General features: G+C 69.7%; 10 protein-coding genes. 6 read left to right on the forward strand and 4 right to left on the reverse strand.

Annotation, left to right across the window (positions count from 1 at the left end):
* The first annotated feature begins 4 nt into the window (after positions 1-4).
* Complete coding sequence (locus J2851_RS31270) at positions 5-853, forward strand: ABC transporter permease (RefSeq protein ID WP_246501061.1); 849 nt, start codon at positions 5-7, stop codon at positions 851-853.
* A 144-nt stretch (positions 854-997) separates the two neighbouring features.
* Here the strand turns inward: J2851_RS31270 and ccoG are convergent, their stop codons facing one another.
* Both ccoG and J2851_RS31280 read right to left on the reverse strand, forming a co-directional pair.
* Positions 998-2,461 carry a cytochrome c oxidase accessory protein CcoG gene (gene ccoG / locus J2851_RS31275; protein ID WP_246501062.1) on the reverse strand — a complete coding sequence of 488 codons (1,464 nt, stop codon included), beginning with the start codon at positions 2,459-2,461 and terminating at the stop codon, positions 998-1,000.
* A 119-nt stretch (positions 2,462-2,580) separates the two neighbouring features.
* Positions 2,581-3,288, reverse strand: coding sequence for a Crp/Fnr family transcriptional regulator (locus J2851_RS31280; RefSeq protein ID WP_307420693.1), 708 nt, complete (start codon positions 3,286-3,288; stop codon positions 2,581-2,583).
* A gap of 174 nt (positions 3,289-3,462) precedes the next feature.
* On the opposite strand from J2851_RS31280, the gene J2851_RS31285 reads away from it, so the two are divergent.
* Positions 3,463-4,563 carry a branched-chain amino acid ABC transporter substrate-binding protein gene (locus tag J2851_RS31285; RefSeq protein WP_209771709.1) on the forward strand — a complete coding sequence of 367 codons (1,101 nt, stop codon included), beginning with the start codon at positions 3,463-3,465 and terminating at the stop codon, positions 4,561-4,563.
* A 15-nt stretch (positions 4,564-4,578) separates the two neighbouring features.
* Here J2851_RS31285 and J2851_RS31290 read toward each other — a convergent pair whose 3' ends face one another.
* Both J2851_RS31290 and J2851_RS31295 read right to left on the reverse strand, forming a co-directional pair.
* The gene (locus tag J2851_RS31290) at positions 4,579-5,415 is read right to left on the reverse strand and encodes a helix-turn-helix domain-containing protein (RefSeq protein ID WP_209771711.1); all 837 of its coding nucleotides are present in this window, start codon (positions 5,413-5,415) and stop codon (positions 4,579-4,581) included.
* A gap of 99 nt (positions 5,416-5,514) precedes the next feature.
* Positions 5,515-5,895: a nuclear transport factor 2 family protein gene (locus tag J2851_RS31295; RefSeq protein WP_209771713.1), complete on the reverse strand. Its 381-nt coding sequence runs from the start codon at positions 5,893-5,895 to the stop codon at positions 5,515-5,517.
* Positions 5,896-6,323: 428 nt separating this feature from the next.
* Between J2851_RS31295 and J2851_RS31300 the strand changes: the two genes are divergently transcribed.
* From J2851_RS31300 to J2851_RS31315, 4 genes are all read left to right on the forward strand, one after another.
* A complete protein-coding gene (locus tag J2851_RS31300; RefSeq protein WP_209771715.1) occupies positions 6,324-8,645 on the forward strand; it encodes an ATP-binding protein in 2,322 nt (773 codons plus the stop codon).
* Complete coding sequence (locus J2851_RS31305) at positions 8,638-9,117, forward strand: response regulator (protein WP_209771718.1); 480 nt, start codon at positions 8,638-8,640, stop codon at positions 9,115-9,117. The genes J2851_RS31300 and J2851_RS31305 overlap by 8 nt, the downstream gene beginning before the upstream one ends.
* Positions 9,118-9,122: 5 nt before the next feature.
* Complete coding sequence (locus J2851_RS31310; protein ID WP_209771720.1) at positions 9,123-12,011, forward strand: PAS domain S-box protein; 2,889 nt, start codon at positions 9,123-9,125, stop codon at positions 12,009-12,011.
* 649 nt (positions 12,012-12,660) lie between these two features.
* A partial coding sequence (locus J2851_RS31315; protein ID WP_209771722.1) for a Calx-beta domain-containing protein occupies positions 12,661-25,364 on the forward strand: 12,704 nt, incomplete at its 3' end.

Genomic DNA, 25,364 nt, shown 5'->3' on the forward strand with positions numbered 1-25,364 from the left:
GACCATGGCGTCCAATGCGATGCGCGGCAACAATCTGATGTCCAAGGCCTGGAACAGCCTCGTCTGGCTGACCATCGGCTTCTTCGTGCTGAACCTGTTCGCGCTGATCGCGGCGGTCGGGGTGAACAGCTTCGCCACGCGCTGGCTCGGCACATGGTTCCCGCCGGGCTACACCACGCGCTGGTACTTCTCGGCCTGGGACGAGTTCCAGCTGGGCGACGTGCTGCTGGTGACCATGGAGGTGGTGCTGGCGGTGGTCGTGCTGTCGCTGCTGATCGGCGTGCCCGCCGCCTACGCGCTGGCGCGGCGGGAGTTCGCGGGCAAGCGGCTGGTGACGCTGCTGTTCGTGCTGCCGCTGCTGGTGCCGCCGATCACCTACGGCATCCCGATGGCGACGGTGCTGTACCAGCTGCACCTCGCCGGCACCATGACGGGCGTGATCCTGGCGAACCTCGTGCCTACGGTGCCCTTTGTCATCCTGGTGATGACGCCCTTCATCGAGCAGATCGACCCGAAGCTGGAATCCGCCGCCCGCGTCTTCGGCGCCAACACGCCGCGGGTCTTCCTGCACGTGCTGGTGCCGCTGCTGGCGCCGGGCATGCTGGCGGCCGGGCTGCTGGTGCTGGTCCGCACCGTCGCCATGTTCGAGCTGACCTTCCTGACCGCGGGGCCGAGCAGCCAGACGCTGGTCGTGGCGCTCTACTACTCCGTCTTCGCGGCGGGCGTGCGGGCCGGCCAGTCGGTGGACGCCATGGCGATGATCTACATGGCGACCACCCTGGTCTGGCTGTTCATCGCGCTGCGCTTCGTCGATCCGACGCAGCTCGTCACCCGCGTGAAGAAGACGTCGTAGAGGAGCCTACTTGCCCTTGCGGGTCAGCAGGAAGACGAAGACGCCGATGGTGACGACGATGACGCTGGCGGCCCCGGTCAGCGCGATGTAGGTGGTGGCGTCGAAGTTCATGGCGGGTCTCCTTGTCAACGGAAGGGTTGGTGGTCAGGGGGCGAGGAAGATGGTGTCGTGCCGGACGGCCAAGCCGTCGGGCTGGCGGGTCACGGTGAAGGCGGTGGGGGTCGAGGTCTGCCGGACGGCATCCCGAGGGATGCGGACGAGCACGCGGTGGGTGGCGACGCTGTCCGGATCGGCGTGGACGTCGACGGCTTGGCCGAACGCCTCGCCCTCCCCGCCGGCCAGCGCCAGCGTGGCGCCGGGCAGGCCCGTTACGGTCAGGCGGTAGTCCTGGGCGGCGCGGGTCATGTTCAGGACCTTGACCGTGTAGGCGTTCTGGATGTCGCCGTTGGCCAGGGTCACGAACAGCGGCGCGCGGTCGCGCAGGATGTTCACGTCCACCTTGGGCTTCAGGACCAGGCCGATGGCCATCAGCCCGCCGATGACGGTCAGGATCAGCGTGTAGATGATGGTGCGCGGGCGGATCGGCTTGAATTTCGGCGTCGTGCCGTTGGCCCGCGCGACCTGCGCGTTCAGCGAGTCAAAGCGGATCAGGTCGCCGGGGCGGCCGATCTTCGCCATGACGTCGTTGCAGGCGTCCACGCACAGGCCGCAGCCGATGCAGGCCATCTGCGGGCCGTTGCGGATGTCCACGCCGGTCGGGCAGACATGGACGCAAGCCGCGCAGTCGATGCAGTCGCCGTTCCCCTGGGCGCGCCGCTCCTCCCAGCTCTGCGCGCGCTTCAGGTGGGCGCGGCCCTCGCCGCGCCAGTCCTCGTAGGTGACGACGAGGCTTTCCTCGTCCTGCATGGCGGCCTGGAAGCGCGGCCAGGGGCACATGTAGATGCACACCTGCTCCCGCGCGAAGCCGGCCAGCAGGTAGGTCGTGCCGGTGAACAGGCCGATGAACAGCAGGACGTTGCTGGACGCGTTGAAATGCACAAGGTCGCGGACGAGCGTCGGCGCGTCGTTGAAGTAGAAGACCCAGGCCCCGCCGGTCGCCAGCGCGATCAGCAGCCACGCACTGTGCTTGGCGGCCTTCGTCCACAGCTTCGCCAGGGACCAGGGGGCGTGGTCCAGCCGGATGCGGTCGCCGCGGTCGCCCTCGATCCGGCGTTCGACCCAGAGATACAGGTCGCTCCACACCGTCTGCGGGCAGGCGTAGCCGCACCAGACGCGCCCGGCGAGCGCCGTCGCCAGGAACAGCCCGACCGCCCCCAGGATCAGCGTTCCGGTCAGGTAATAGACCTGCTGCGGCCACAGTTCGATGAAGAAGAAATACAGGCGGCGCCCGGGCAGGTCGACCAGCACCGCCTGGTCCGGCGCGCCGGGCCCGCGGTCCCAGCGGATCCAGGGCGTGACGTAGTAGATGCCCAGCAGAATGACCAGGGCGAGCCACTTCAGGCGCCGGAAGGTCCCGGCCACCGACTTCGGGTAGATCTTGCTGTATTTGGCGTAGAGGCTGCCCTTGCGCGGGGCAGTTTGGGGTTCGGTGCTGGTGACGCTCATCATGCTCGTCCGTCGTTCGGCCGGGACAGGGGGCCGTGCCGTAGGCTAGGGACGGTGAGACGCGTTGCCTTTGCGAATCCGCAAAGGGCGGGACGAGGTGGTGGAATTTTGTGGGCGGCGCCCTATCCGTCCAGCGCCACCGCTTCCAGCGCCGGACGGTCGCAGTCGAAGACGTTCGGCGCGCGCTCCGCCACCAGGCCGGCGCGCTTGAACTCGGCGATGGTGCGGCTGGCCGTCTCCATCCCGACGCCGAGCATGGCGCCCAGGTCCTCCCGGCCGGACAGCCGCACCGGCTCATTCGGGCGGTCGGCCGCGAGCATCAGGAACAGCCGGGCGAGCCGGCGGCGCGCGCTGCCGGTGGACAGCTCGGTCAGCCATTCGTCGGCCTGGTGCAGCGACTGGTACCAGCGCTCCATCAGCCGGGCGTGCAGGCGCGGCGTCTCCCTGCTGAGCCGTTCGACGACCGCGCGCGGCAGGCGGCAGGTCTCCGTTTCCTGCAACGCGACGGCGGTGTGCTCGTAGGGGCGGCCGACCAGCACCTCCAGCCCGGCCACGGCGCCGGGGCGAAGCAGCCGCACGATGCGCTGGGTGCCGTCGGGCAGGAACTGGACCAGCTTCACCAGCCCGCTGCGGATGGTGAAGAGCGGCCCGCCGTCCTCGCCTGCGCTGTACAGCGTGGCGCCGGGCGGAAACTTCAGCTCGTCAATGGGGATGTGGATCAGGTCGAAGTCGGGATCCGTCAGGTCGCCGAACAGGACCAGATCGCGCACCGCGCAATGGCTGCATCGCGCCGTGCCCATCCGCGCGGCCTCGATTCCGTTCCGGTTCACCCCTGCATGCCTTCCGTCGCGTCCCGAACCCGCACGGCAGTGTACGTGCTTCGCCGGCCAAACGCCACCGACGCGGGAGAAACCCGGACATGCAGTGGTGCTTTGAGAAGCGGCTCGACAAGGCGCCGCTGCCGTTGTTTAAGGCAGTGCACCGTTTCGGAAGGGAGAACACCGATGTTCAGCAGAATCGCCGTCGCCAGCGGCCTCGCCCTGATGGCCGGACTTGCGCCGGCCCACGCCGACATCGCGATCGGGCTCGGCACCGCCACCACCGGCGCCGTCGCCGCGCTGGGCCAGCAGACCGTCTACGGCGCCCAGCTGGCGATCAAGGACATCAACGCCAAGGGCGGCGTCCTGGGCCAGCAGCTGGTGCTGAAGGTCGGCGACGACGCCTGCGACCCGCGCCAGGCGGTGGCGGTCGCCAACCGCTTCGTCACCGACAAGGTGGTCGCGGTGGACGGCCATCTCTGCTCCGGCTCGGCGATCCCGGCGTCGGAGGTGTATCACGAGGAGGGCGTCATCATGGTGACGCCGACCGCCACCAACCCGACGCTGACCGACCGCGGCTATGACACCGTGTTCCGCGTCTGCGGGCGCGACGACCAGCAGGGCGTGGTGTCCGGCCGCTTCCTGGCGGAGAAGTTCAAGGGCAAGAACATCGCGGTCATCGACGACAAGCAGTCCTACGGCAAGGGCCTGGCCGACGTCGTCGCCAAGACGCTGGAAGAGGCGGGCGTGAAGGTGGCCTACCGGACCTCCGTCACCGCGGGCGAGAAGGACTTCTCGGCGCTGATCTCCAACCTGAAGGACAAGGCCGTCGACGCCGTCTTCTACGGCGGCTACCACCCGGAACTCGGCCTGATCGTGCGCCAGTCGCGGGAGATGGGGCTGAAGGCCCAGTATGTGGCGGGCGACGGGCTGAACAACCCCGAATACTGGTCGATCACCGGCCCGGCGGGCGAAGGGACGCTGTTCACCGACAGCGCCGCCGCCCTCAGCAACCCGGCGGCCCGCGCGCTGGTCGACAAGTTCAAGGAGGCCGGCCTGCCCGACCCCGGCAACTTCGCCTTCTACAGCTACGCCGCCGTCCAGGTGATCGCGGAGGGGCTGAAGAAGGCCGGCGCCACGGACGGCAAGAAGCTGTCCAACGCCCTGCACGGCGGCACCTTCGACACGGTCGTCGGCGAGATCCAGTTCGACAAGAAGGGCGATGTCACGAAGCCGCAGTACGTCCTGTACGAGTGGAAGGACGGTAAGTACGCCACCATGCAGTGACGAAGTACAGACGCGTTACGGCGGGGCGAGCGCTTGGCGCATCGCCTCGGCCGTGGCGGCGTCGGCCGGGAAGAAGGCCTCGATGGCCAGTTCGGACAGGGTGACGTCCACCGCCGTGCCGAAGACGGTCGTCGTGCTGAAGAAGCTGAGCGTTCCGGAGTCGGTGCGCAGGCGCAAGGGAACGACCACGCCCTCATGCGGCGACGGCGCCTCGGCTCGGCTTTGTGGGTCCGGGGACGGGTAGGCCTTCAGCTCATCAAGCAGGGCGACCAGGGCCGGGTCGGCGCTGGCGTCGATCTGGCGCGCCAGCCGGTGCAGGATGTGCGCACGCCATTGCGCCAAATTCTCGATGCGCGGCGCCACGCCCGCGGGATGCAGGCTGAGGCGCAGCACGTTCACCGGCGGGCGGAGCAGGTCCGGCGCCGCGCCGGCGAGCAGCGGGGCGACCGCCCGGTTGGCGGCCACCAGGGTCCAGTGCCGGTCCACGGCCAGCGCCGGGTGCGGCTCGTGCCCGGCCAGCACGAGGTCCACGGCTTGGCGGGCCGCCTGCATCTCCGGATCGTCCAGCCGGTGTTCGGAAAAGACTGGCGCGAAGCCCGCGGCGACGAGCAGCGCGTTGCGGTCGCGCAGCGGGATGTCCAGCCGTTCCGACAGGTGGAGCAGCATGGTCCGGCTGGGCTGCGCGCGCCCCGTCTCCAGGAAGCTGACGTGCCGGGTGGAGACGTCGGCCTCGCAGGCGAGGTCGAGCTGGCTGAGGCCGCGCCGCTTCCGCCAGGCGCGCAGAAGTTCGCCGACCGGCTGGCGCGGCACGGTCCGGGGGATCGGCCGGAGCCGGGTGGCGCTTTGCAGCATGGGTTGGTCCTCCCTTTGCGTTTCTTGTCCTGAGATCTGAGGGTAGCAGGCCCGGCGCGGCGGCGGTTGCCAAGGATGCCGGCGCGCCGGGCCGGAGGATCAGGCAGCGGCTTGAAGCTGGTCCAGGAAGCCGGTGACCGAGCCGATCCGCCCGTCGGGGGCAAGCTGGACGAAATCGGTTCCGATCGCCAGGGGCTCGGCGTCCACCGGCCCAAGCGACCAGGAGAAGCGCACCCGGTCGCCGTGCCCGTCCGGCGTGCCGTGCAGCGCGAAGCGGAAGCCCGGGAAGCGCTCCTGGACGGCGGCGATCATCGCGTCGATCTCCGCGTGGCCGGCCCCCTGCATCATCGGGTCGACGTAGCGGGCGTCCTCGGCCCATCCCTGCACGATCATGGCGCGGCGGCGGTCCGGGTCGCGCTCGTTCCAGGCGGCGAGGTACTGGTGGGCGGTCCGGCCGGCCTGTTCGGTGGCGTTGGTCATGGGTGTCTCCCTCTTGGCTTTACAGTGGTCCGGCATTGACCGGATGGCCACAGCATCGCCGTCCCGCGGCCGAGGCGCGATTACGCGTGAGGTAATGAACGCCCGGCGGATAGCGCGTGCAGGCGCCGACGCATCGATCGCGCTTAAGTTGCCGACCGTCTGAGATGGTATACGACCATTCTCCGGCTTCTCGGGCCTTGGTGGTATTGCCGCCACGAAAGGTGATTGATATCCAGAGATGGAATGGCCAACTCAATCCTTGGCCTTCAGTCCCGTATGGCTTTCCGATTCTGCAAGCGTCTTCATCGGGGATTTGCGCGGGGTTTTACGGCGGAAATTCCGCCGCATTTCGGCGGGCGAGCGCAGATCGACCTTCAGACCAGGGAGCCTTTTTTTGTCCCATTGCCTTTCCAAGCCTTCGGGATGTCATGGCGACTGACGATCTTGATCTCAATGCGTGCAGTCGGGAGCCGATCCACATCCCCGGCAGCATCCAGCCCCATGGCCTGCTGCTGGCCCTGTCCGACGATGCCGCCGGAGCGGCCTTCACGCTGACGCAGGCGAGCGCCAACGCCGGCCCCGCCCTGCGGGTGGCGGTGGAGGATGCGCTCGGGCGGCCGGTGGAGGAGGTGGTCCGCCCGGAGCTTGCCGGGCCCCTGGCCGATTTCCTGGGCAAGCGTTCGTTCCCCAACCGGCCCGTGCCGGTCGGCCTGACGGCGCTGCCGTCCGTCGGCATGGTCCAGATCCTCGCCCACGCCGCCGAGGATGGCGCGGTCGTCGTCGAGCTGGAACGGCTGACCGACGAGGCGAACAGCCGGCTCGACCACGTCTACCCGCGGATGCGCGAAACCATCGAGCGGCTGGACGCGCTGAACGCGCCGGCGGACATCCTGGCCTGCGCCGCGCAGGAGGTGCGCGCGCTGACCGGCTTCGACCGCGTGCTGGTCTACCGGTTCGACGCCGACTGGCACGGCACGGTGGTGGCGGAGGACGGCAACGGGCGTCTGCCCTCCTACCTGGACCTGCGTTTCCCCGCCACGGACATCCCCGTCCAGGCGCGCGAGCTGTACCGGCTGAACCGGCAGCGCCTGATCCCCGATTCCGGCTACGCGCCGGTGCCGATCCTGCCGGCGCTGAACCCGGGCACCGGCCGGCCGCTGGACCTCAGCTTCTCCGTGCTGCGCAGCGTATCGCCGGTCCATGTCGAGTATATGCGGAACATGGAGACCGCTTCCTCCATGTCCGTGTCGATCCTGCTGCACGGCCGCCTGTGGGGCCTGATCTCCTGCCACCACAAGGACCCGTTCCAGGTGTCCTACGCGCTGCGGTCGGCCTGCGACCTGATCGCCCAGATCCTGTCGGTGCGCATCGCCGCGGTGGAGGACCGCCGCGACGCCGAGCACCGCATCGCGCTGAAGGCCATCCAGGCGCGGCTGCTCGCCGCCATGGCCCAGGCGGATCCGTTCATCGCCGGCCTGACCGAGGCGCCCGACGACCTGCTGCGCTTCGCCGCCGCCACCGGCGCCGCCGTGGTGTTCGAGCAGACCTGCACGCTGGTCGGCGAGACGCCGACCGTCCGGGAGGTGATGGGGCTCGTCTCCTGGCTGGCCGAGCAGGGCGAGCCGGAGCAGTTCGAGACCGACAGCCTGTCGGCGCTCCACCCGCCGGCCGCGGCCTTCGAGGACAAGGCGGCGGGCCTGCTGGCCATCGCCGTGTCGAAGCTGCACGCCAGCTACATCCTGTGGTTTCGGCCGGAGGTCGTGCGCACCGTCCGCTGGGGCGGCGACCCCCGCAAGCCCGAAAGGCACGAGCCGGGCGCCACCCGCCTGCACCCCCGCACCTCCTTCGAGGCGTGGAAGGAAACGGTGCGCCACCGCGCGCTGCCCTGGACCCTGGCGGAGCGCGAGACGGCCGCGGAGCTGCGCCACGCCATCATCGGCATCGTTCTGCGCAAGGCGGAGGAGCTGGCGGCGCTGTCCCGCGAACTCGCCCGGTCCAACAAGGAGCTGGAGTCCTTCTCCTACTCCGTCTCGCACGACCTGCGCGCGCCCTTCCGCCACATCGTCGGCTACGCCGAGCTGTTGCAGGAACTGGAGTCCGATCATCTCAGCGCGACCGGCCGCCGCTACCTGGACACCATCGTGGACGCCGCCAACACGGCGGGCTCGCTGGTGGACAACCTGCTGCACTTCTCGCAGATGGGGCGGAGCGAACTGACGCCCGTGTCCATCGACATGGGCCAGCTGGTCGGCGAGGTGCGGGAGACGCTGGCCCCGGAAGCGGTGGGGCGGGCGATCGACTGGAACGTCGGGCCGCTGCCGACGGTGCGGGGCGACCCCACCATGATGCGGCTGGTCCTGCAAAATCTTTTGTCAAACGCGATCAAATACACGCGAGGACGGGAACCCGCGCGCATCGCCGTGGGTTGCGAGGACCGGCCGAAGGAGACGCTGTTCTACGTGCGGGACAATGGCGTCGGCTTCAACCAGGCGTACGTGAAGAAGCTGTTCGGCGTGTTCCAGCGGCTTCACCGCAACGAGGAGTTCGAAGGAATCGGCATCGGGCTGGCCAACGTGCGCCGCGCCGTCGACCGGCATGGCGGCCAGACCTGGGCCGAAGGGCGCCTGGACGAGGGCGCCGCGTTCTTCTTCACGCTGCCCAAGGCCGACCCGACCAAATCGGAATCTGCCAAACCGGAATCCGGCAAACCGGATCGCGCCAAACCGGAGTTGCGAGACCCGAATGAGTGACCTGAAGCCCATCCTGCTGGTCGAAGACAACCCGCGGGACCTGGAACTGACGCTGGCGGCGCTGGAAAAATGCCAGCTCGCCAACGACGTCATCGTGGCCCGCGACGGGGAGGAGGCGCTGGCCCTGCTGACCCGCCGCGACCCGGAGACGGGCAAGCCGACCATGCTGCCGGCCGTGGTGCTGCTCGACCTCAAGCTGCCGAAGGTCGACGGGCTGGAGGTGCTGGAGCGGGTGAAGGGCGACCCGGAAACCCGCCATGTGCCCGTCGTCATGCTGACGGCGTCGCGCGAGGAAAGCGACCTCGTGCGCAGCTACAAGGCGGGCGTCAACGCCTTCGTCGTGAAGCCCGTGGACTTCAAGGCCTTCTTCGAGGCGATCCGCGACCTGGGCGCCTTCTGGGCCATCCTGAACGAGCCGCCGGTCGGCTGCCACCGGCGGGGCGCCTCCGGCGCGGCGGGGAAGGGCGGCTGACGGGCATGCCGGCCTCCGTAACCATCCTGCACCTCGAGGACAGCGCGCTCGACTGCGAGCTGGCCTGCGCCCACCTGACGAAGGCCGGCATCCACTGCAACGTCAGCCGCGTGGAGACGCGGGACTCCTTCATTGCGGCGCTGGACCCCCAGCGCTACGACCTGATCCTGGCCGACTTCTCGCTGCCGGGATTCGACGGGATGGAGGCGCTGCGCATCGCCAAGGAGCGGGTGCCTCAGACGCCGTTCCTCTTCCTGTCCGGCCGGATGGGGGAGGAAACGGCGGTCGAGGCGCTGAAGCAGGGGGCGCGCGATTATGTGCTGAAGCACCGGCTGGCGCGGCTGCCCGCCGCGGTCAGCCGCGCGATCGACGAGGCGCGCACGCTCGCCGACCGGCAGCGCGCCGAGGAAAGCCTGAGCCGGCTGCACCAGGCCATCGACGACATCCGCGACTACGCCATCTTCACGCTCGACCTGGGCGGCCGCGTCACGTCCTGGAACGAAGGCAGCCGGCGCCTGTTCGGCCACGCCGAGGCGGAGGTGCTGGACCGTCCGCTGGCCATGCTCTTCGCGCCGGAGGACCGCAGCCGGCACGAAGTGGACAGCGCGCTCGCCCAGGCCGCCGCGACCGGCCGCCACGAGGTCGAATGGCGCCACGCCGCGCGCAGCGGGCGGCGGTTCTGGGGCTCCTGCGTCCTGACCACGGTGCGCGACAGCGCCGGCGCGCACATTGCCTATTCGGTGGTGGTGCGCGACGTGACCGAGCGCCGCGCCGCCGAGGCGGCCCTGCGCGAAAGCGAGGCGCAGTTCCGCACCATCACCAACGCCATGCCCCAGCTGGTGTGGACGGCCACGCCCGACGGCGCCCCCGACTATTTCAACGAGAACTGGTGCGATTACACCGGCCTGTCCATGCGCCGGTCGGTCGGCGACGGCTGGATCGCGGTGCTGCACCCCGACGACCGGGCACGGACGGTCGCCTGCTGGACGCAGTCCGCCCGCACGGGCGACGGCTATGAGATCGAGTACCGGCTGCGCCGGTCCGACGGCCTGTACCGCTGGCATCTCGGCCGCGCGCAGCAGCTGCGCGACGACGCCGGGCGGACCATGCGCTGGTTCGGCACCTGCACCGACATCGACGACGCGATCGCCGCCCGCAAGGCGCTCGCCGACAGCCGGAAGGACCTGGAGCGGCTGGTCGAGGCGCGCACGGCGGAACTGGTCGCGGCGAACGACCGGCTGCGCGCCGAGGTGTCGGAACGGGAACGCGCGCAGGCCGACCTCAGCACGCTCTACGCCAAGACGCCGGTGCCCCTGCACTCGCTCGATTCCCAGGGCCGGCTGCTCAGCGTCAGCGACCGCTGGCTGGAGTTCATGGGCTACGACGACCGCGGGCAGGTCCTGGGCCGTCACGTCACCGACTTCATGCCGGAGGAGTGCGCGCGGCTCCACCGGGACGAGCGCTGGCCCGTGCTGCTGCGCGACGGCGTGGTCCGCGACCTGCCCTACCGCTTCATCAAGCGGTCCGGGGAGGTGGCGGACATCCTGGTGTCCGCCCGGATCGAGCGGGACGAGCAGGGCAACTTCCTGCGCACCATGGGGGCCATCGTCGACGTCACCGCCCGCCTGCGCGCGGAGGCCGAACGGGAGCGCGCCGAGGAGGCGCTGCGGCACGCCCAGAAGATGGACGCGCTGGGCCAGCTGACCGGCGGCATCGCCCACGACTTCAACAACCTGCTGACCGCCATCACCGGCAACCTGGAACTGCTGATCGCCCGGCTCGGCTTCGGGGACCAGGAGACCCTGCGGGGCTACGCCTCCAACGCCAAGGCCGGGGCGACGCGCGCGGCGGCCCTGACCCAGCGTCTGCTGGCCTTCGCCCGGCGCCAGCCGCTGCGGCCCGACACCACGGAGCCGGACAGGCTGGTGCGCGGGATGGAGGATCTGCTGCGCCGTACGGTGGGCGAGCAGATCACCATCGAGGCCCGCATGGCCCCGGACGTCTGGCCGGCCTGGTGCGACGCGAACCAGCTGGAGATCGCGCTGCTGAACCTGGCGGTGAACGCCCGCGACGCCATGCCGGCGGGTGGCCGCATCACCATCGCGGCCGAGAATGTCCATCTGTCGGACAAGGAGCTGCCGCTCGGCTCCAAGCCCGGCGATTATGTGCGTTTGTCGGTCGGCGACACCGGCAGCGGCATGCCGCCGGACGTGATCAACCGCGCCTTCGATCCATTCTTCACCACCAAGCCGATCGGGCAGGGCACCGGCCTCGGCCTCAGCCAGGTGTACGGCTTCGTCAACCAGTCGCACGGCCTCGTGCGCATCGAAAGCCAGCCGGGCCGCGGCACGACCGTCAGCCTTTACCTGCCGCGCTGCCTCGTCGAACGGGCCGCACGTCCGGTCGAGGTTCCGGAATCCGTCGGTGCGCCCGCCCCGGACGCCACAGGGGCGGACGACACGGCCGGCACCATCCTGATCGTCGAGGACGAGGCGCTGGTCCGCATGGTCGCCGTCCAGGCGCTGGAGGACGCCGGGCTGGAGGTGATCGAGGCGTCCAGCGGTGCGGAGGCGCTGGAGCTGTTGGACGGCGGCATCCGCGCCGACCTCATGGTGACCGACGTCGGCATGCCGGGCATGAACGGGCGGCAGCTGGCCGAGGCGGTGCGGGCCCGGCGTCCGGATCTGGGCGTCCTGTTCATGACCGGCTACGCCTACGACGCGACGCTGGGCACCGGCATCCTGGAACCCGGCTGCGAGGTGCTTCACAAGCCCTTCGAGACCGGGGCGCTCGTCGCCCGCGTGACCGAGATGCTGGCGGGGGCCGGGACGGCACCGCCGCGGGCCGCGAGCTTCTCCGTCCGTCGGACCGCCCAGGAACGCCGCGCCGACTGAGGCGCCGGCTCTCCCGGCACGCCAAGCGCCGGCCGCATCATGCGGGGCGTCACACAAAATTCATGCGCCTGATGTTCGAGAAAAATGCACCACCCTTGCGGGTGCAACGCACCGTCGCGTGTCAAAAAGCCGTGTCACGGCAGCCACATGGCAAGAATGCTGCGATGAACGCTGGAACAGTCGCGCCGCTTCGTCAGAAAAACGGCAAGAGCGTGCGTTTATGGTTGTGTTGTTCCGGGCGCTATACACGTTGGCTTCGGTGCCGTTTCAGCATCTTGCGACAAAATGCGACGAAAAGAGACGAATTGTAGAGCAACGCTGATGCAGGTTCGCGCATTAATTTCATTGGATTTTATACATTCCCTGGTAACTTCGTAACGATACGAATGGTGTAGCCCCTACGCGATTTTCGGGTCCAGGCCGGACGGTAATCGCCGTCTCCACGGATCGGGGATGAAGCGGGCCGCCCGTTCGGACCGTGCCATGCGCCGGATTGGCGACGGCATGAAAGAAAATTGCAGGGGATGGTCGGATTATGGCTGAGTCGCGCTCGACCGGTGGGAAGAACAGCTCCCGTAACGCCGCCGACCGGCGGAAGTCGACGCCGCCTTCCTCCAAGCATTCCCTTCGGCTGGCCCTGGAGCCACGGATGGTGTTTGACGCCTCTGTCGCGGCAACGGCCGCCGACGTCGTCGACCACAGCCACGACTCCTTGGCCGATCCCGCCTCCACCGCCGCCAAGGCGGGGCAAGCGCAGGACGCGGCCAAGGCTGTGGGCGCGACGGAACCGGCGGGCGATCAGGCCCCCGCGCGCGAGCCCGGCGCGGACCATGCGGCTCCGGCCGGGTCCGACCTCCCGGTGCCGGCGGCCGGCGCTGCCCCCGCGAAGGACGACTCGGCGCAGCCGGCCAACGCCTCGACCGGCATTCTGCAACTTGTGTTTGTCGATCCGCGGACGCCGGGGGCGGCGGAGGCGGTCGCCGGTCTCGGCGCCGGCACGCGGGTCGTCACCCTCGACAGCGGCCGCGACGGCATCCAGCAGATCAGCGAGGCGCTGTCCGGCACCAGCGGCCTGCAATCCATCCACATCCTGTCGCACGGCGACGGGGGCGGCCTGCCCGTCGGCCGCGACACCCTGACCACCACGTCCCTGACCGGCCGGGCGGACGAGGTGGCGTCCTGGCGCGACCATCTGGCCGATGGCGCCACCATCGAGCTCCACGGCGTCGACCCCGCCTCCGGCGGCCAGCGCCTGGCCGGGACGCTCGCCGACCTGACGGGCAGCAAGGTCACTGCCACCGACGACCTGACGGTGCCCGATGCCGACAAGGCGGATGCCGGCGGGGCCGATTCCGTCACGGCCGCCGACCGCCGCATCGTCGTCATCGACGCCCGGGTGGAGAATCCGGAGGTCCTGCTGGGCGACCTGCCGTCGGACGTGGAGACGGTCGTCATCGGTGTCAACGACGATCCCATCGCCCGCATCCAGCAAGCCCTGGCCGGCGGCCATGTGGCGTCGCTGCAGATCGTCGCGCACGGCGAGGCGGGCAGCGTCACGCTCGGCCGCGACACGCTGACCGCGGCCAGCCTGGAGGGCGCCACCGCCGACGCGATCGCCGCCTGGAAGGCCTCCTTCACCGAGGGCGCCGACATCCTGCTGCTCGGCTGCGACGTCGGGCAGGGCGGCGCCGGAACCGCCTTCATGGCGCGGCTCGCCGGCCTGACCGGGACGGACGTCGCCGCGTCCGACGACGCGACGGGCTCCGCCGCGCTGGGCGGCGACTGGACGCTGGAGGTCAGCACCGGCCCGGTCGAGTCGCGCATCGCCCTGTCCGCCACCGCGGAGGCCGCCTGGCAGCACCTGCTGGCGCCGCCGACCATCACGTCGCCGGCCGGCGGCGACACCATCGCGGTGATCGAGCCGAGCGTGCTGAACGTCGCGGGCGCCGAGCAGGCTTCGCTCGGCGGCTGGACGGTGACCGACCTGGAAGGCGGCACCCTGACCGTCACGGTCAGCCTGCCTAGCACGACGGTCGGCCATCTCGACGACACCGCCCCGCCCGGAAACAAGGGCGTCTCGTTCCTGAGCTTCAACGGCACCGCGGCCGATGCCAACATCTGGCTGGCGGGCCTGCGCTTCGTGGCTGCCGACACCGAACTCGGCAACACGGCGGCGTCCACGACCATCACCATCACGGTGATCGACGGCGACCCGTCCCCGGGCCCCTACACCGTCACCAAGACCATCGCGGTCACCGTCTCCCCCTCCAACGACCCGACCGTCCTGACCACGTCCCAGGTGACGGTGACGGAGGGCGGCAACGTCGAGATCACCGCCGGGAACCTGACCGTCGCCGACCCGGAGGTCACCGCCGGCACCCAGTCGAACACCCAGCTGGTCTACCGGCTGGAGGCGCTGCCGGCCTACGGCACGCTGACGCTGGGCGGCCAGCTGCTCGGCGTCGGGTCGATCTTCACGCAGGACGACGTCGTCAACCACCGGCTGGTCTACGTTCACAAGGCGACCGGCGCCGACCAGAACACGGCCGACAGCTTCCAGGTGTCGGTCAACGATGGTGCCACTCCGCAGTCCTATTCGTCGGCCCACATCAGCACCGTGAACATCGCGGTCACCCCGGTGAACCAGGCGCCGGTGCTGACCACGGCCGGCGGCAACGTGTACGAGGGCGTGCCGGCCAGCGCCCCGGAATCCTCCATCGGCAACTTCATCGTCGCCAACGCCGGCGGCGATCCGGGCGACACGCTGACCATCCAGCTCAGCTCCCTGCCGCAGCACGGCTCGCTGATCTTCACCGGCACGCTGACCATCAACGGCGTCACGCGGACGCTGACCAACCAGAACCTGGCAACCTACGTCATCCCGGGCGGAACGACGCTCGACCTCGGCAGCGACACGGTGCTGATCGCGCAGGACCAGCTGTCCGGCCTGCATTACGCCCACGACGGGACGGAGCCGACCGTCGCGCCGACCGACAGCTTCAACGTCGTGATCAAGGACGCCGGCGGCGGCACCGGGGTTTCGGCCAGCCTCTCCCAGGCGATCACGCTGACCATCCGGCCGGTCAACGACGACCCGACCTGGGTCGAGAGCAGCACCCGGACGGCCACGGTCACCGCCGGCGGCGCCGACGGCAACCTGCTGACGGGCGGCGACAATTTCCGCGTCACGCTGACCACCGCCATGATGAACGTGACGGACAGCGACAGCCCGCCGTCCTCCATCACCTTCGCCGTGGTGGACAGCCCCAGCTATGGGCGCATCCTGCGCAACGGCGCCGTGGTGGAATCCGGCGGCACCTTCAGCCTGCAGGACGTGATCGACGGCCGGGTCGTCTATCTCCAGACCGCGGTCAACATGGCCGGGACGCTGGGCAGCGACGATTTCACCTTCGCGGTGTCGGACAACGCCATGGCGCTGCGCTGGAACGCCGACGGCACCAGCTTCTCCCGCCAGGGCGGCATCTATGCGGGGCCGTCCGCCAGCGATTCCTTCCGCATCTTCGGCTTCAGCGTCGCGCTGGCCCAGGGGGCCGGCGCCTCCACGGCGAGCTACATCGCCAGCGCCGGCACCCCGTCGCTCGCGGAAGGCGACAGCGGCACGCAGACGGTCACCTTCACCGTCACCCGCGTCGGCGACATCAGCACGACCGGCAGCGTGCAGTACACGGTCGGCGGCGTGGACGGCGCCGACGTCTCGTCGCTGCTCAGCGGCACCGCCCTCTTTGCGGCGTATGAGTCGACGGTCGAGATCAGGCTGACGCTGGTCGGCGACACGGTGGTCGAGCCGGACGAGGTGATGACGGTCACGCTGTCCAACCCGGTGCAGGGCCAGATCGCCGTCGGCAGCGCGTCGACCACCATCGTCAACGACGACACCGGCCTGTCGGTGTCCATCGCCCCCGTCTCGGCCACGCAGTTCGAGGGCAACAGCGGCACCCGCAGCTACACCTTCACCATCACCCGCGCCGGCGTCACCACGGGAACGACCACCGTCGACTATGTGATCGAAGGGGCGGGCGACTATCCCGCGTCGGCGAGCGATTTCGCGGGCGGCACCTTCCCGTTCGGCACCGTCACCTTCCTGGCCAGCGAAACGGTGAAGACCGTCACGGTCGAGGTCCAGGGCGACGCCATCGCCGAAGCGGACGAGACCTTCCGGCTGCGCCTGGCCAATCCGGCGGGGGGCGTGCTGACCACCGCCACGGCGCTGGCCTCCATCGTCGACGACGATCCGGCGCCGGGCTTGTCGATCAAGACCGACGCGGGCAGCGTGTCGGTCCTGGAAGGCGACAGCGGGACCAGGACGCTGACCTTCACGGTCACCCGCACGGGCAAGCTGGGGCAGGCGACCACCGTGGACTGGACGGTCGTTGGGGTGTCGGGTGTGATCGACGCGGCGGACTTCGGCCAAGCCGCCCTTCCGCAGGGCACGATCACCTTCGCGGCCGGCGAGACGGTGAAGACCATCACCGTCAGCGTCGCGGGCGACCAGGACATCGAAGACGACGAGACCTTCAAGGTCCAGCTGAGCAACCCGACCAACGGTACGCTGGAGACGCCCGACGCGCAGGCGACGATCGTGGACGACGATCCGGCGACCCTGCCGGAGGTCAGCATCTCGGCGGTCACCAGCCAGCTGGCGGAGGGCGACAGCGGCGCCGTCGCCTTCACCTTCGTGGTGACGCGGACCGGCAACACGTCCCAGCCCGGCAGCGTCGATTGGGCGGTCGGCGGCGGCGCCGTGAACGCGGCGGACTTCTACGCGGGCGTGCTGCCGAGCGGCACCATCACCTTTGCCGCCAACGAGGTGTCGCGGACCATCTCCGTCATCGTGCGCGGCGACACCCTGGTCGAGACGGACGAGGCCTTCACGGTCACGCTGTCGAACGAGCGCTACCTCTCCGTCGGGACCAGGACCGCCACGGCGACGATCCTGAACGACGATTCCGTGCCGACGCTGTCCATCCGCGCCAACCAGGGCGCCATGGTGGAAGGCAACAGCGGGACGCGCAACTTCACCTTCACCGTCACGCGCAGCACGTCGGCCGGCGCGGCGGGCGTGGACTGGACCATCGGCGGCATGGTCGACGCCGCGGACTTCGGCGGGACGATTCCGTTCGGCCACATCGACTTCCTCAACGGCGAGACGACCAAGACCATCACCATCGCGGTCAGCGGCGACACGCAGGCGGAGCTGGACGAGACGCTGACCGTCACGCTGAGCAACGCCAGCGGCGCCCGCATCGCCACCGCGGCCGCGACCTCGCTGATCGTAAACGACGACTACCCCTACGCCACCGTGGCCATCACGGCGGACCTGAACCAGGTCGCGGAGGGCAACAGCGGCACGCGGGCGATCACCTACACCGTCACCCGCACCGGCGATACCACCGGCGCCGCGTCCGTGGCGTGGAGCATCACCGGCGGCACCGCGGATGCGGCCGACTTCCTGAACGGCGTGCTGCCCTCGGGCACGGTGACGTTCGGCGCCAACGAGACGTCGAAGACCTTCCAGATCTTCGTCGCCGGCGACACGACCATCGAGCCGGACGAGACCTTTACCGTCACCCTGTCCAACCCGAACGGCGTCTCCATCGCCAACAACGGCGGGTCGGCGACCGCGCGCATCATCAACGACGACGGCCAGATCTTCACGATCGCCGCCGACCAGATCCAGCGTGCGGAGGGCAACAGCGGAACGACGCCCTTCACCTTCACCGTCACCCGCACGGGCGACAGCTCGGCCGACGTCACGCTGAACTGGGCCGTGTCCGGGCCGGGCATCGACGACGCGGATTTCGTCGGTGGGACCAAGCCCTTCGGGACCGTGACGATCCTGGCCGGCCACACGACCGCGACGATCACCGTCAACGTCGCCGGCGACACGGTGGCGGAGGCGAATGAAGGCTTCACCGTCACCCTGTCCAACCCCAGCGCCGGCACCATCGCCACCGCGACGGCGTCGAGCGTCATCGCGAACGACGACGGCACGACCCTGCCGCAGTTCGACATCGTTGCGGTCAACGGGTCGCAGGTGGAGGGCGGCACCGGGACGTCGCGCAGCTACCAGTTCACCATCACCCGAACCGGCAACATCGGCGGAAGCGCGTCCGTCGACTGGACGGTCGCGGGGGGCGCGGTGAACCCGGCCAACGCCGCCGACTTCGGCGGTTTCCTGCCGCACGGCACGCTGACCTTCAACCCCGGCGAGACGTCGCAGACCATCGTCGTCACCGTGAACGGCGACCTGCTGGCCGAACCGGACGAAAGCTTCACCGTCACGCTGGGCAACGCGCAGGGGGCCGCCATCGGCACGGGCGTCGCCGAGGCGACGATCCTGGACGACGACCCGGTGCCGCACGTCGCCATCGTGGACGCCGGGCTGGTCAAGCTGGAGGGCAACTCCGGCGTCACGACCTTCACCTTCACCGTCACCCGCACGGGCTCGACCGCCGACAGCACGTCGGTCGTCTGGCAGCTGACCGGCGACGCGGTGAACGCCGCCGACTTCGGCGGCGCGCTGCCGTCGGGCACGGTCGTCTTCGCCGCCGGCGAGACGTCGGCCACCATCACCGTCTCGGTCACCGGCGACACCGCGCAGGAGGGCGACGAGCCCTTCACCGTCACGCTGCTGTCGGCCAGCAACGGCATCATCGACCACGCGACCGCCACGGCGACCATCCTCAACGACGACCCGGACATCGTGCCGACGGTGGCCATCGCCGCCACCGACGCGTCGAAGGCGGAAGGCAACGGCGGCACGACCAGCTACACCTTCACCGTCACGCGGTCTGGCGATACCAGCAGCACCAGCTTCGTGAACTGGACGCTGCGCCACACCAGCACCGACGCCGCCGACGTCACCAGCCCAACCAGCGGCCGGGTGGAGTTCGCCGCCGGCGAGACGACCGCGACCATCACCATCACCGTCAACGGCGACCTGCTGTTCGAGGGCGACGAGAGCTTCGACGTGGTGCTGACCAGCGCGGTCGGCGCCCGCATCGCCACCGGCGGAGCCTCGGCCAGCGGCACCGTCCTGAACGACGACCCGGCGCCGCCCAGCGTCAGCATCACCACGCCCACCGTCGCCGCCTATGAGGGGCAGAGCGGCACCACCCCCTTCACCTTCACCGTCACCCGCACCGGCGACCTGACGCGCGCCACCACGGTGGCCTGGTCGGTGGTGGGCAGCGGCGGCGTTCCGGCGCTGGCGTCGGACTTCGAGAACGGCGTCCTCCCGTCCGGCACGGTGACCTTCGCGGCCGGCGCGGCCACGGCCACCATCACCGTGAACGTCGCCGGCGACATCACGGTGGAGACGAACGAGACCTTCACGGTCCAGCTGATCTCGGCGAGCAACGGCACCGTCAGCGGGACCGGCGCCACCGCCGTCGGCACCATTCGCAACGACGACGCGCCGCCGCCGCCGTCCGCCGATCCGTCGCAGATCCTGTTCGTCGGCCAGAACCCGAACAGCGCCGTCAACGCCGGCACGATCACCGAGGGCAGCACGACCGGCGGCCTGATCCTGGGCAACGACGGCGACAACACCACCCCGGTGATGCTGAGCTACAGCGCGGCCGGCGCCTCCGCCACGCAGGTCGTCTACACGGTGCTGAAGCTGGGCGCCAACGACGGCGACTGGTACGGGACGCTGCAGTTGAAGGTGAACGGCAGCTGGCAGACGCTCAGCGCCTACGGCACCTTTACGCAGGCGGACCTCGACGCCGGGAACGTGCGCTTCGTCCCGTCGGACGGCGAAGGCTTCCTGTCGACCTTCCAGTTCTCCGTCTCCACCGGCGCCGTCGACCCGGTGACCCGCGCGCCGGTCCGCACGGTCGGGACCTTCAGCGTCTTTACGACCCCGGTCAACGACGCGCCGACCGCCACCGGCTCCACCGACAAGCCGATCAAGGAGGGCGACACCTCCTACATCACGACGTCGATGCTGTCCTTCGCCGACCCCGACGACGCCACGAACGAGTCCTACCTGGAAAATCCGGCGGCGGGGATCTACGCGAGCAACTTCGCGCTCAACCATACGGCGGACAATCCGCTCCAGTTCCGTGTCACGGCGTTGCCGGCGCACGGCACGCTGGAAGTTTACATCAACGGCCAATGGGCGCAGGCGCAGGTCGGCACGCTGTACAACGTGTCCCTTCTCACCATCAGCCCCGGCGGTGCCGGCACGACCGGCCTGCGCTACAACCACAACGGCGGCGAGACGCGCGCCGACGCCTTCACGGTGGTGGCGGTGGACCGCTGGGGCTTGGCGAGCAGCCCGGCGACCGTCAGCTTCGTGCTGACCAACGTCAACGACGGGCCGCAGATCGCCGCGACCCCGGCGCAGGCCGACCCCACCATCGGCGTGGACGCGCCGAACGCCATCGGCGGCGCCCCCACCAACGACCCGATCACGGTGGAGGAAGGCAGCCGCGTCCAGATCACCGCGGCGATGCTCCAGGCCTACGACCCGGACAGCAGCGCCGTGCAGGTGCAGTACCGCCTGACCACGGCGACCAGCTACGGCCAGCTGATGCGGTCGACCAACGGCACGACCTTCACGGTCATCGGCGTGGGCTCCAGCTTCACGCAGCAGGACGTCGCCAACGGCACCATCTACTACGTCCACGGCGGCGGGGAGAGCTACCAGTCCAACCCGTCGACGACCTACGACGACCGCTTCGTCTTCACCCTGTCCGACGGCGACAAGGAGCAGACCGGGCGCGAGGCCTGGGTTTACATCACCCCGGTCAACCAGGCGCCGACCCTGACCAGCCCGACCGGGGACATCCCGGTCGTCAGCACGACCATCGGCAACAACCCGATCGCCGGCTTCGTCGCCGCCGACCCGGACATCACCAGCTCCCCGGGTTACCAGAGCACCGACCGTTCCAACCCGGTGGACGAGACCAACATCGTCACGGCGATCGTCCGCCTGCGCGACGTGAACAACCTGCTGCTGGCCGACTACACCGGCATCACCATCCAACCGGGCGCCGGGGCGACGGTGACGCTGATCGATCCCCCTTCCGGCCCGGCCTACGACGGCAACGGGCGCGTGCTGGTGATGAAGGGCTCCCTGGCGCAGGTCAACGCGGCGCTGGCCGGGCTGCACATCGGCTTCGCCACCGACCGGAACGCCTACTACACGGTCGAGGTGATCATCGACGACCGGGCGCGCGCCGACGACGGCACGCTGACCGGCGGCGCCAACGGCGGCCTGAAGAACGCGTCGGGCAGCGTCTCTGTCCCCAACACGGCGGTGCCCGGGACAAATCCGGACTTCACCAGCGGCGACTTCACGGGGCTGACGGGCAACGTCGCGATCGGCACCGTGCGCATCTTCGCGTCGTCCAGCAACGACCAGCCGACCATCGGGCTGCCCGGCGCCATCCAGCCGACCGAGGACGTGCGCATCCAGGTCATCGGCTCGGGCCGGACGGTGGACTTCGACGACATCGAAGCGCGGCTGACCAACTCCAACATCCAGGTCACGCTGTCCGCCGCCCACGGGGCGGTGGACGTCGGGACGGAGGGGGCGGCCGACAGCACGGGGACCAACGTCACGATCACCGGCGACGGGACCGGGACGGTCACGGTCACTGGCAAGATCGCCGACGTGAAGGCCTTCCTGAACGCCGGCGTCTGGTACCTCGGCGACGGCAACTACAACGGTGCGGATACGCTGACCGTCACGGTCAGCGACCTCGGCACCTATGGCGCCGGTTCCGGCTCCAGCAACGTCACGCAGGTGGCCCAGGGTACCATCGCGCTGACCGACTTCGTCGACGTGAACGACGATCCCACGCTCAACATCGGATCCGGCCAGATCGTCATCGACCGCAGCAGCGCGGTGACCGTCACCGGTTTCCCGGCGCTCGCCTTGGTGATCGCCGACGCCGACGATCCGGCCCAGACGGGTCAGGAGGTGCAGGTGATCGTCCGGCTGCTCAACGGCAGCGGCGCGCCACTGGCGGATGCGGCCGCCTACAGCGGGATCACCATCGGCTACACGCTGTCCGGGTCCGCGGCCGTCGTCAACCGCGGCGCCGGAGCCTTCGACGGCGCGGAGCGCCCGCTGATCCTGCGCGGCAAGATCACGGATGTCGCGGCGACGCTGCAGAGCCTGAAGCTGACCGTGGCGAACTCCAACGGCGAGCGCGACGACACGACGCTGACGCTGCAGGTCATCGTGGACGACCGGACCAGCGACACCAGCGGCACCGCCAGCGCCACCGCGAACGGCGGCGCCGTGAACCAGCAGCTGGGCGGCCCGGCGGGCACGCCGACCGCGATCGTCGCGACCGTGATCGACCCCTACGCGACCACCACCGCCACGCTGAACGACACGGCCGGCCTCGCCCCGAACACGGTGCACGCGGAGCGCAGCGTCTACATCTCCGGCGTCAACGACCCGGTGGTGATCAACGCCGGCAACGTGACGAAGACCGAAGGCGTCACCACGATCGTCCTGAACGCGACGGACGGTGCCTTCACGCTCACCGACGCGGACACCAACGGCGCCACGAATCTGACCGCCACCGTCACGACCAGCGTCGGCACCTTCACCGCCGTGGGCGGAACGGCGGGCAAGTCGGCCCTGGGCCTCGGCACCATCACGCTCACCGGCAGCCTGGCGGCCATCGAATCGAGCCTGCGCGACCTGACCATCACGCTGCCCGACCCGGACGGCGCCGGCGGACCGGCCAGCAACGCGGACTGGAACGGCACCTTCACGGTCACCGTCGCCGTGAGGGACCTGGGCAACACCGGCCAGCGGCCGGGGGACCTGTCCGGCATGGGCACCGACGTGGCGAGCAACCCGGGCCAGGTGTCCTACACGGACGGAAGCTCGGCCGGCCTGACCACCACGCGCACGATCACCGTCACCATCGCCAACGTGAACGACGCGCCGATCCGCAGCGGCAACGCGACGGTCACCACCCTGCCGAACACGCAGGAGGACACGGCCGACCCGCCCGGCGCCAAGGTCGACACGCTGTTCTCCGGGAGCTTCAGCGACGCGGTGGACGGCGCCGGCACCTCGGGCGCCAACCAGTTCTACGGCGTGGCGGTGGTCAGCAGCGGCACCGTGTCGGGCGGCGTCTGGCAATACCGCCTGGACATTGAAAACGACGGCACCCTGGACGGCACCTGGGTCACCATCGGCAACCAGTCTACGTCGAGCGCCCTGATCCTCGACAAGTACGACGCCATCCGCTTCCTGCCCGACGCCAACTGGTTCGGCACCCCGACCGGGCTGACGGTCCAGCTGATCGACAATTCCGGCACGACACCGACCTCCGGGACCATCATCAACATCGGGGCCGGCGGCGGAGCGACGGCCTACAGCGACAGCAGCAACGCCGTCACCCTGATGACGTCGGTGGTCAAGGAGAACGACCGTCCGACGGCCAGCAACACCAGCCTGCCGAACGTGGCCGAGGACGCGCCCAACCCGTCCGGTACGGCCATCAGCAACCTTTTCACCGGCAAATACTCCGACGCGGCCGACGACCAGAGTGCGCACAGCGGCGACAACGACTCGACGCCCCTGGCGGGCATCGCGATCGTCGGCAACACCACGCCGGCCACCCAGGGCGTCTGGCAGTACCTCTACGTCGCCGGCGGGGTCACGACCTGGACGACCATCGCTGCGAACACCTACAGCGACGCGTCCGCGCTGATTCTTCCGGCTGCGGCGCAGTTGCGCTTCCTGCCCGGAACGGACTTCAACGGCACGGTGACGCCGTTGTCCGTGCGGGTCGCCGACGGAGAGGGCGGGGCGATCACCGCCGTAACATCAGGCGTCAACCTGACGGGCAGCTTGGGCGCGACCAGCCGCTGGTCGGGCGACGGCACGACCGCCATCGGCGTGACCGTCACGCCGCGGAACGACGCGCCCACCATCACGGCCACCGCGATCGGCTCCCCCATTGCGCTGTCGGAAGCCGCGGGTGTGGGCACCGGGTCGAGTTCGCAGCTGCTGGTCACGGTCAGCGCGGTCGACGACGCGGCCGACTTCCAGTATCTGGCGAACGACAATTTCGGTGGCGGTGTGATCGGCGCCACGATGGCCACCTGGTACAGCGGCGACACGCTGACGATCGTCGACGGCACCTATTCGGGCAAGGCCGTCACCTACGCCTCCGCCTCCGGGCAGGTCAAGGTCGGCGGCACGGTCGTCGGCACGTTGGCCGGGGGAAGCAGCGGCACGGCGCTGACCATCACGCTCAACGCCAACGCCGACGCGGGGGCCGTGCAGGCGGTGATCCAGGCCATCGCCTACCGCACCACCAGCGACAACCCGACCGCGAACGGGACTTACACGAGCCGGACGGTGAACTTCACCTTCCGCGACGGCGCCAACAACAACCAGTCCGGCGGTTCCGCGCTGTCCACCAACCCGTCGCCCTTCGTGTCGGCGACGATCCAGTTCACCCCGGTGAACGATCCGCCCGTGGCGGACCTGAACGGGGCCGGCAACGGATCCGACAACGCGGTCACCTTCATCGATCCGGCCAACGCCAATCCGAGCGCGGTGAACATCGCCGCGTCGGCGACCCTGAGCGACCCCGACAACAGCAACCTGTCCAGCATGCATCTGACGGTCGGCGGCCTTCAGGACGGGGCCTTCGAGACGCTGACCATCGGCGGCGTGTCCTTCACGCTGAACCAGGACTGCACGGACGTCGCCGCCGGCGCGTTCAAGGTCTCCTACGTCGCCTCCGTCGGCACGGGCACCGGAACCTTCACCATCCGGCCGGGCAGCGGCAACACGGCGACGGTCGCCGCCTTCCAGGCGCTTCTGCAGGGGATCACCTACCTCAACACCGACGATGACCCGACGGGCACCAGCCGGACCGTGGACGTCACCGTCACCGACGCCAACGACGACGACGCCAGCGCGACCGGCCTGAACAGCAACACGCCGCGCACGACCATCACGATCCAGACGAACAACGACCAGCCGCGGATCACGGGGCTGAGCACGGCGGCGACGTTCAACGAGGACGCGATCAAGACGGCGGCGCGGCTGGATGCGGACGGCGTGATCACCCTGGATGACGCCGACAGCACCGCCTACAACAACGGCACGCTGACTGTCACCGGCATGATCGCGGGCGAGGATCACGTCTCCATTCCCGCGGCGGCGAGCGCGCCGGCGAACCCGGTCACCAACCAGATCTGGCGCGACACGTCGGGCAGCGGCGTCTACGCCTACGACGGCACCGCCTGGGTGCAGATCGGCACGGTCAGCACCGACACCGACACCAACTTCACGATCACGCTGAACGCCAACGCCACCAAGGCGCGGGTCGAGGCGCT

It is taken from the genome of Azospirillum rugosum (genome assembly GCF_017876155.1).
In the GTDB taxonomy this organism is placed as follows: Bacteria; Pseudomonadota; Alphaproteobacteria; order Azospirillales; family Azospirillaceae; genus Azospirillum; species Azospirillum rugosum.

Coding starts and splice junctions, on each gene's coding strand:
- J2851_RS31310 (WP_209771720.1), top strand. CDS start 9,123: ATGCCGGCCTCCGTAACCATCCTGCACCTCGAGGACAGCGCGCTCGAC.
- J2851_RS31300 (WP_209771715.1), top strand. CDS start 6,324: ATGGCGACTGACGATCTTGATCTCAATGCGTGCAGTCGGGAGCCGATC.
- J2851_RS31290 (WP_209771711.1), bottom strand. CDS start 5,415: ATGCTGCAAAGCGCCACCCGGCTCCGGCCGATCCCCCGGACCGTGCCG.
- ccoG (WP_246501062.1), bottom strand. CDS start 2,461: ATGATGAGCGTCACCAGCACCGAACCCCAAACTGCCCCGCGCAAGGGC.
- J2851_RS31305 (WP_209771718.1), top strand. CDS start 8,638: ATGAGTGACCTGAAGCCCATCCTGCTGGTCGAAGACAACCCGCGGGAC.
- J2851_RS31270 (WP_246501061.1), top strand. CDS start 5: ATGGCGTCCAATGCGATGCGCGGCAACAATCTGATGTCCAAGGCCTGG.
- J2851_RS31295 (WP_209771713.1), bottom strand. CDS start 5,895: ATGACCAACGCCACCGAACAGGCCGGCCGGACCGCCCACCAGTACCTC.
- J2851_RS31285 (WP_209771709.1), top strand. CDS start 3,463: ATGTTCAGCAGAATCGCCGTCGCCAGCGGCCTCGCCCTGATGGCCGGA.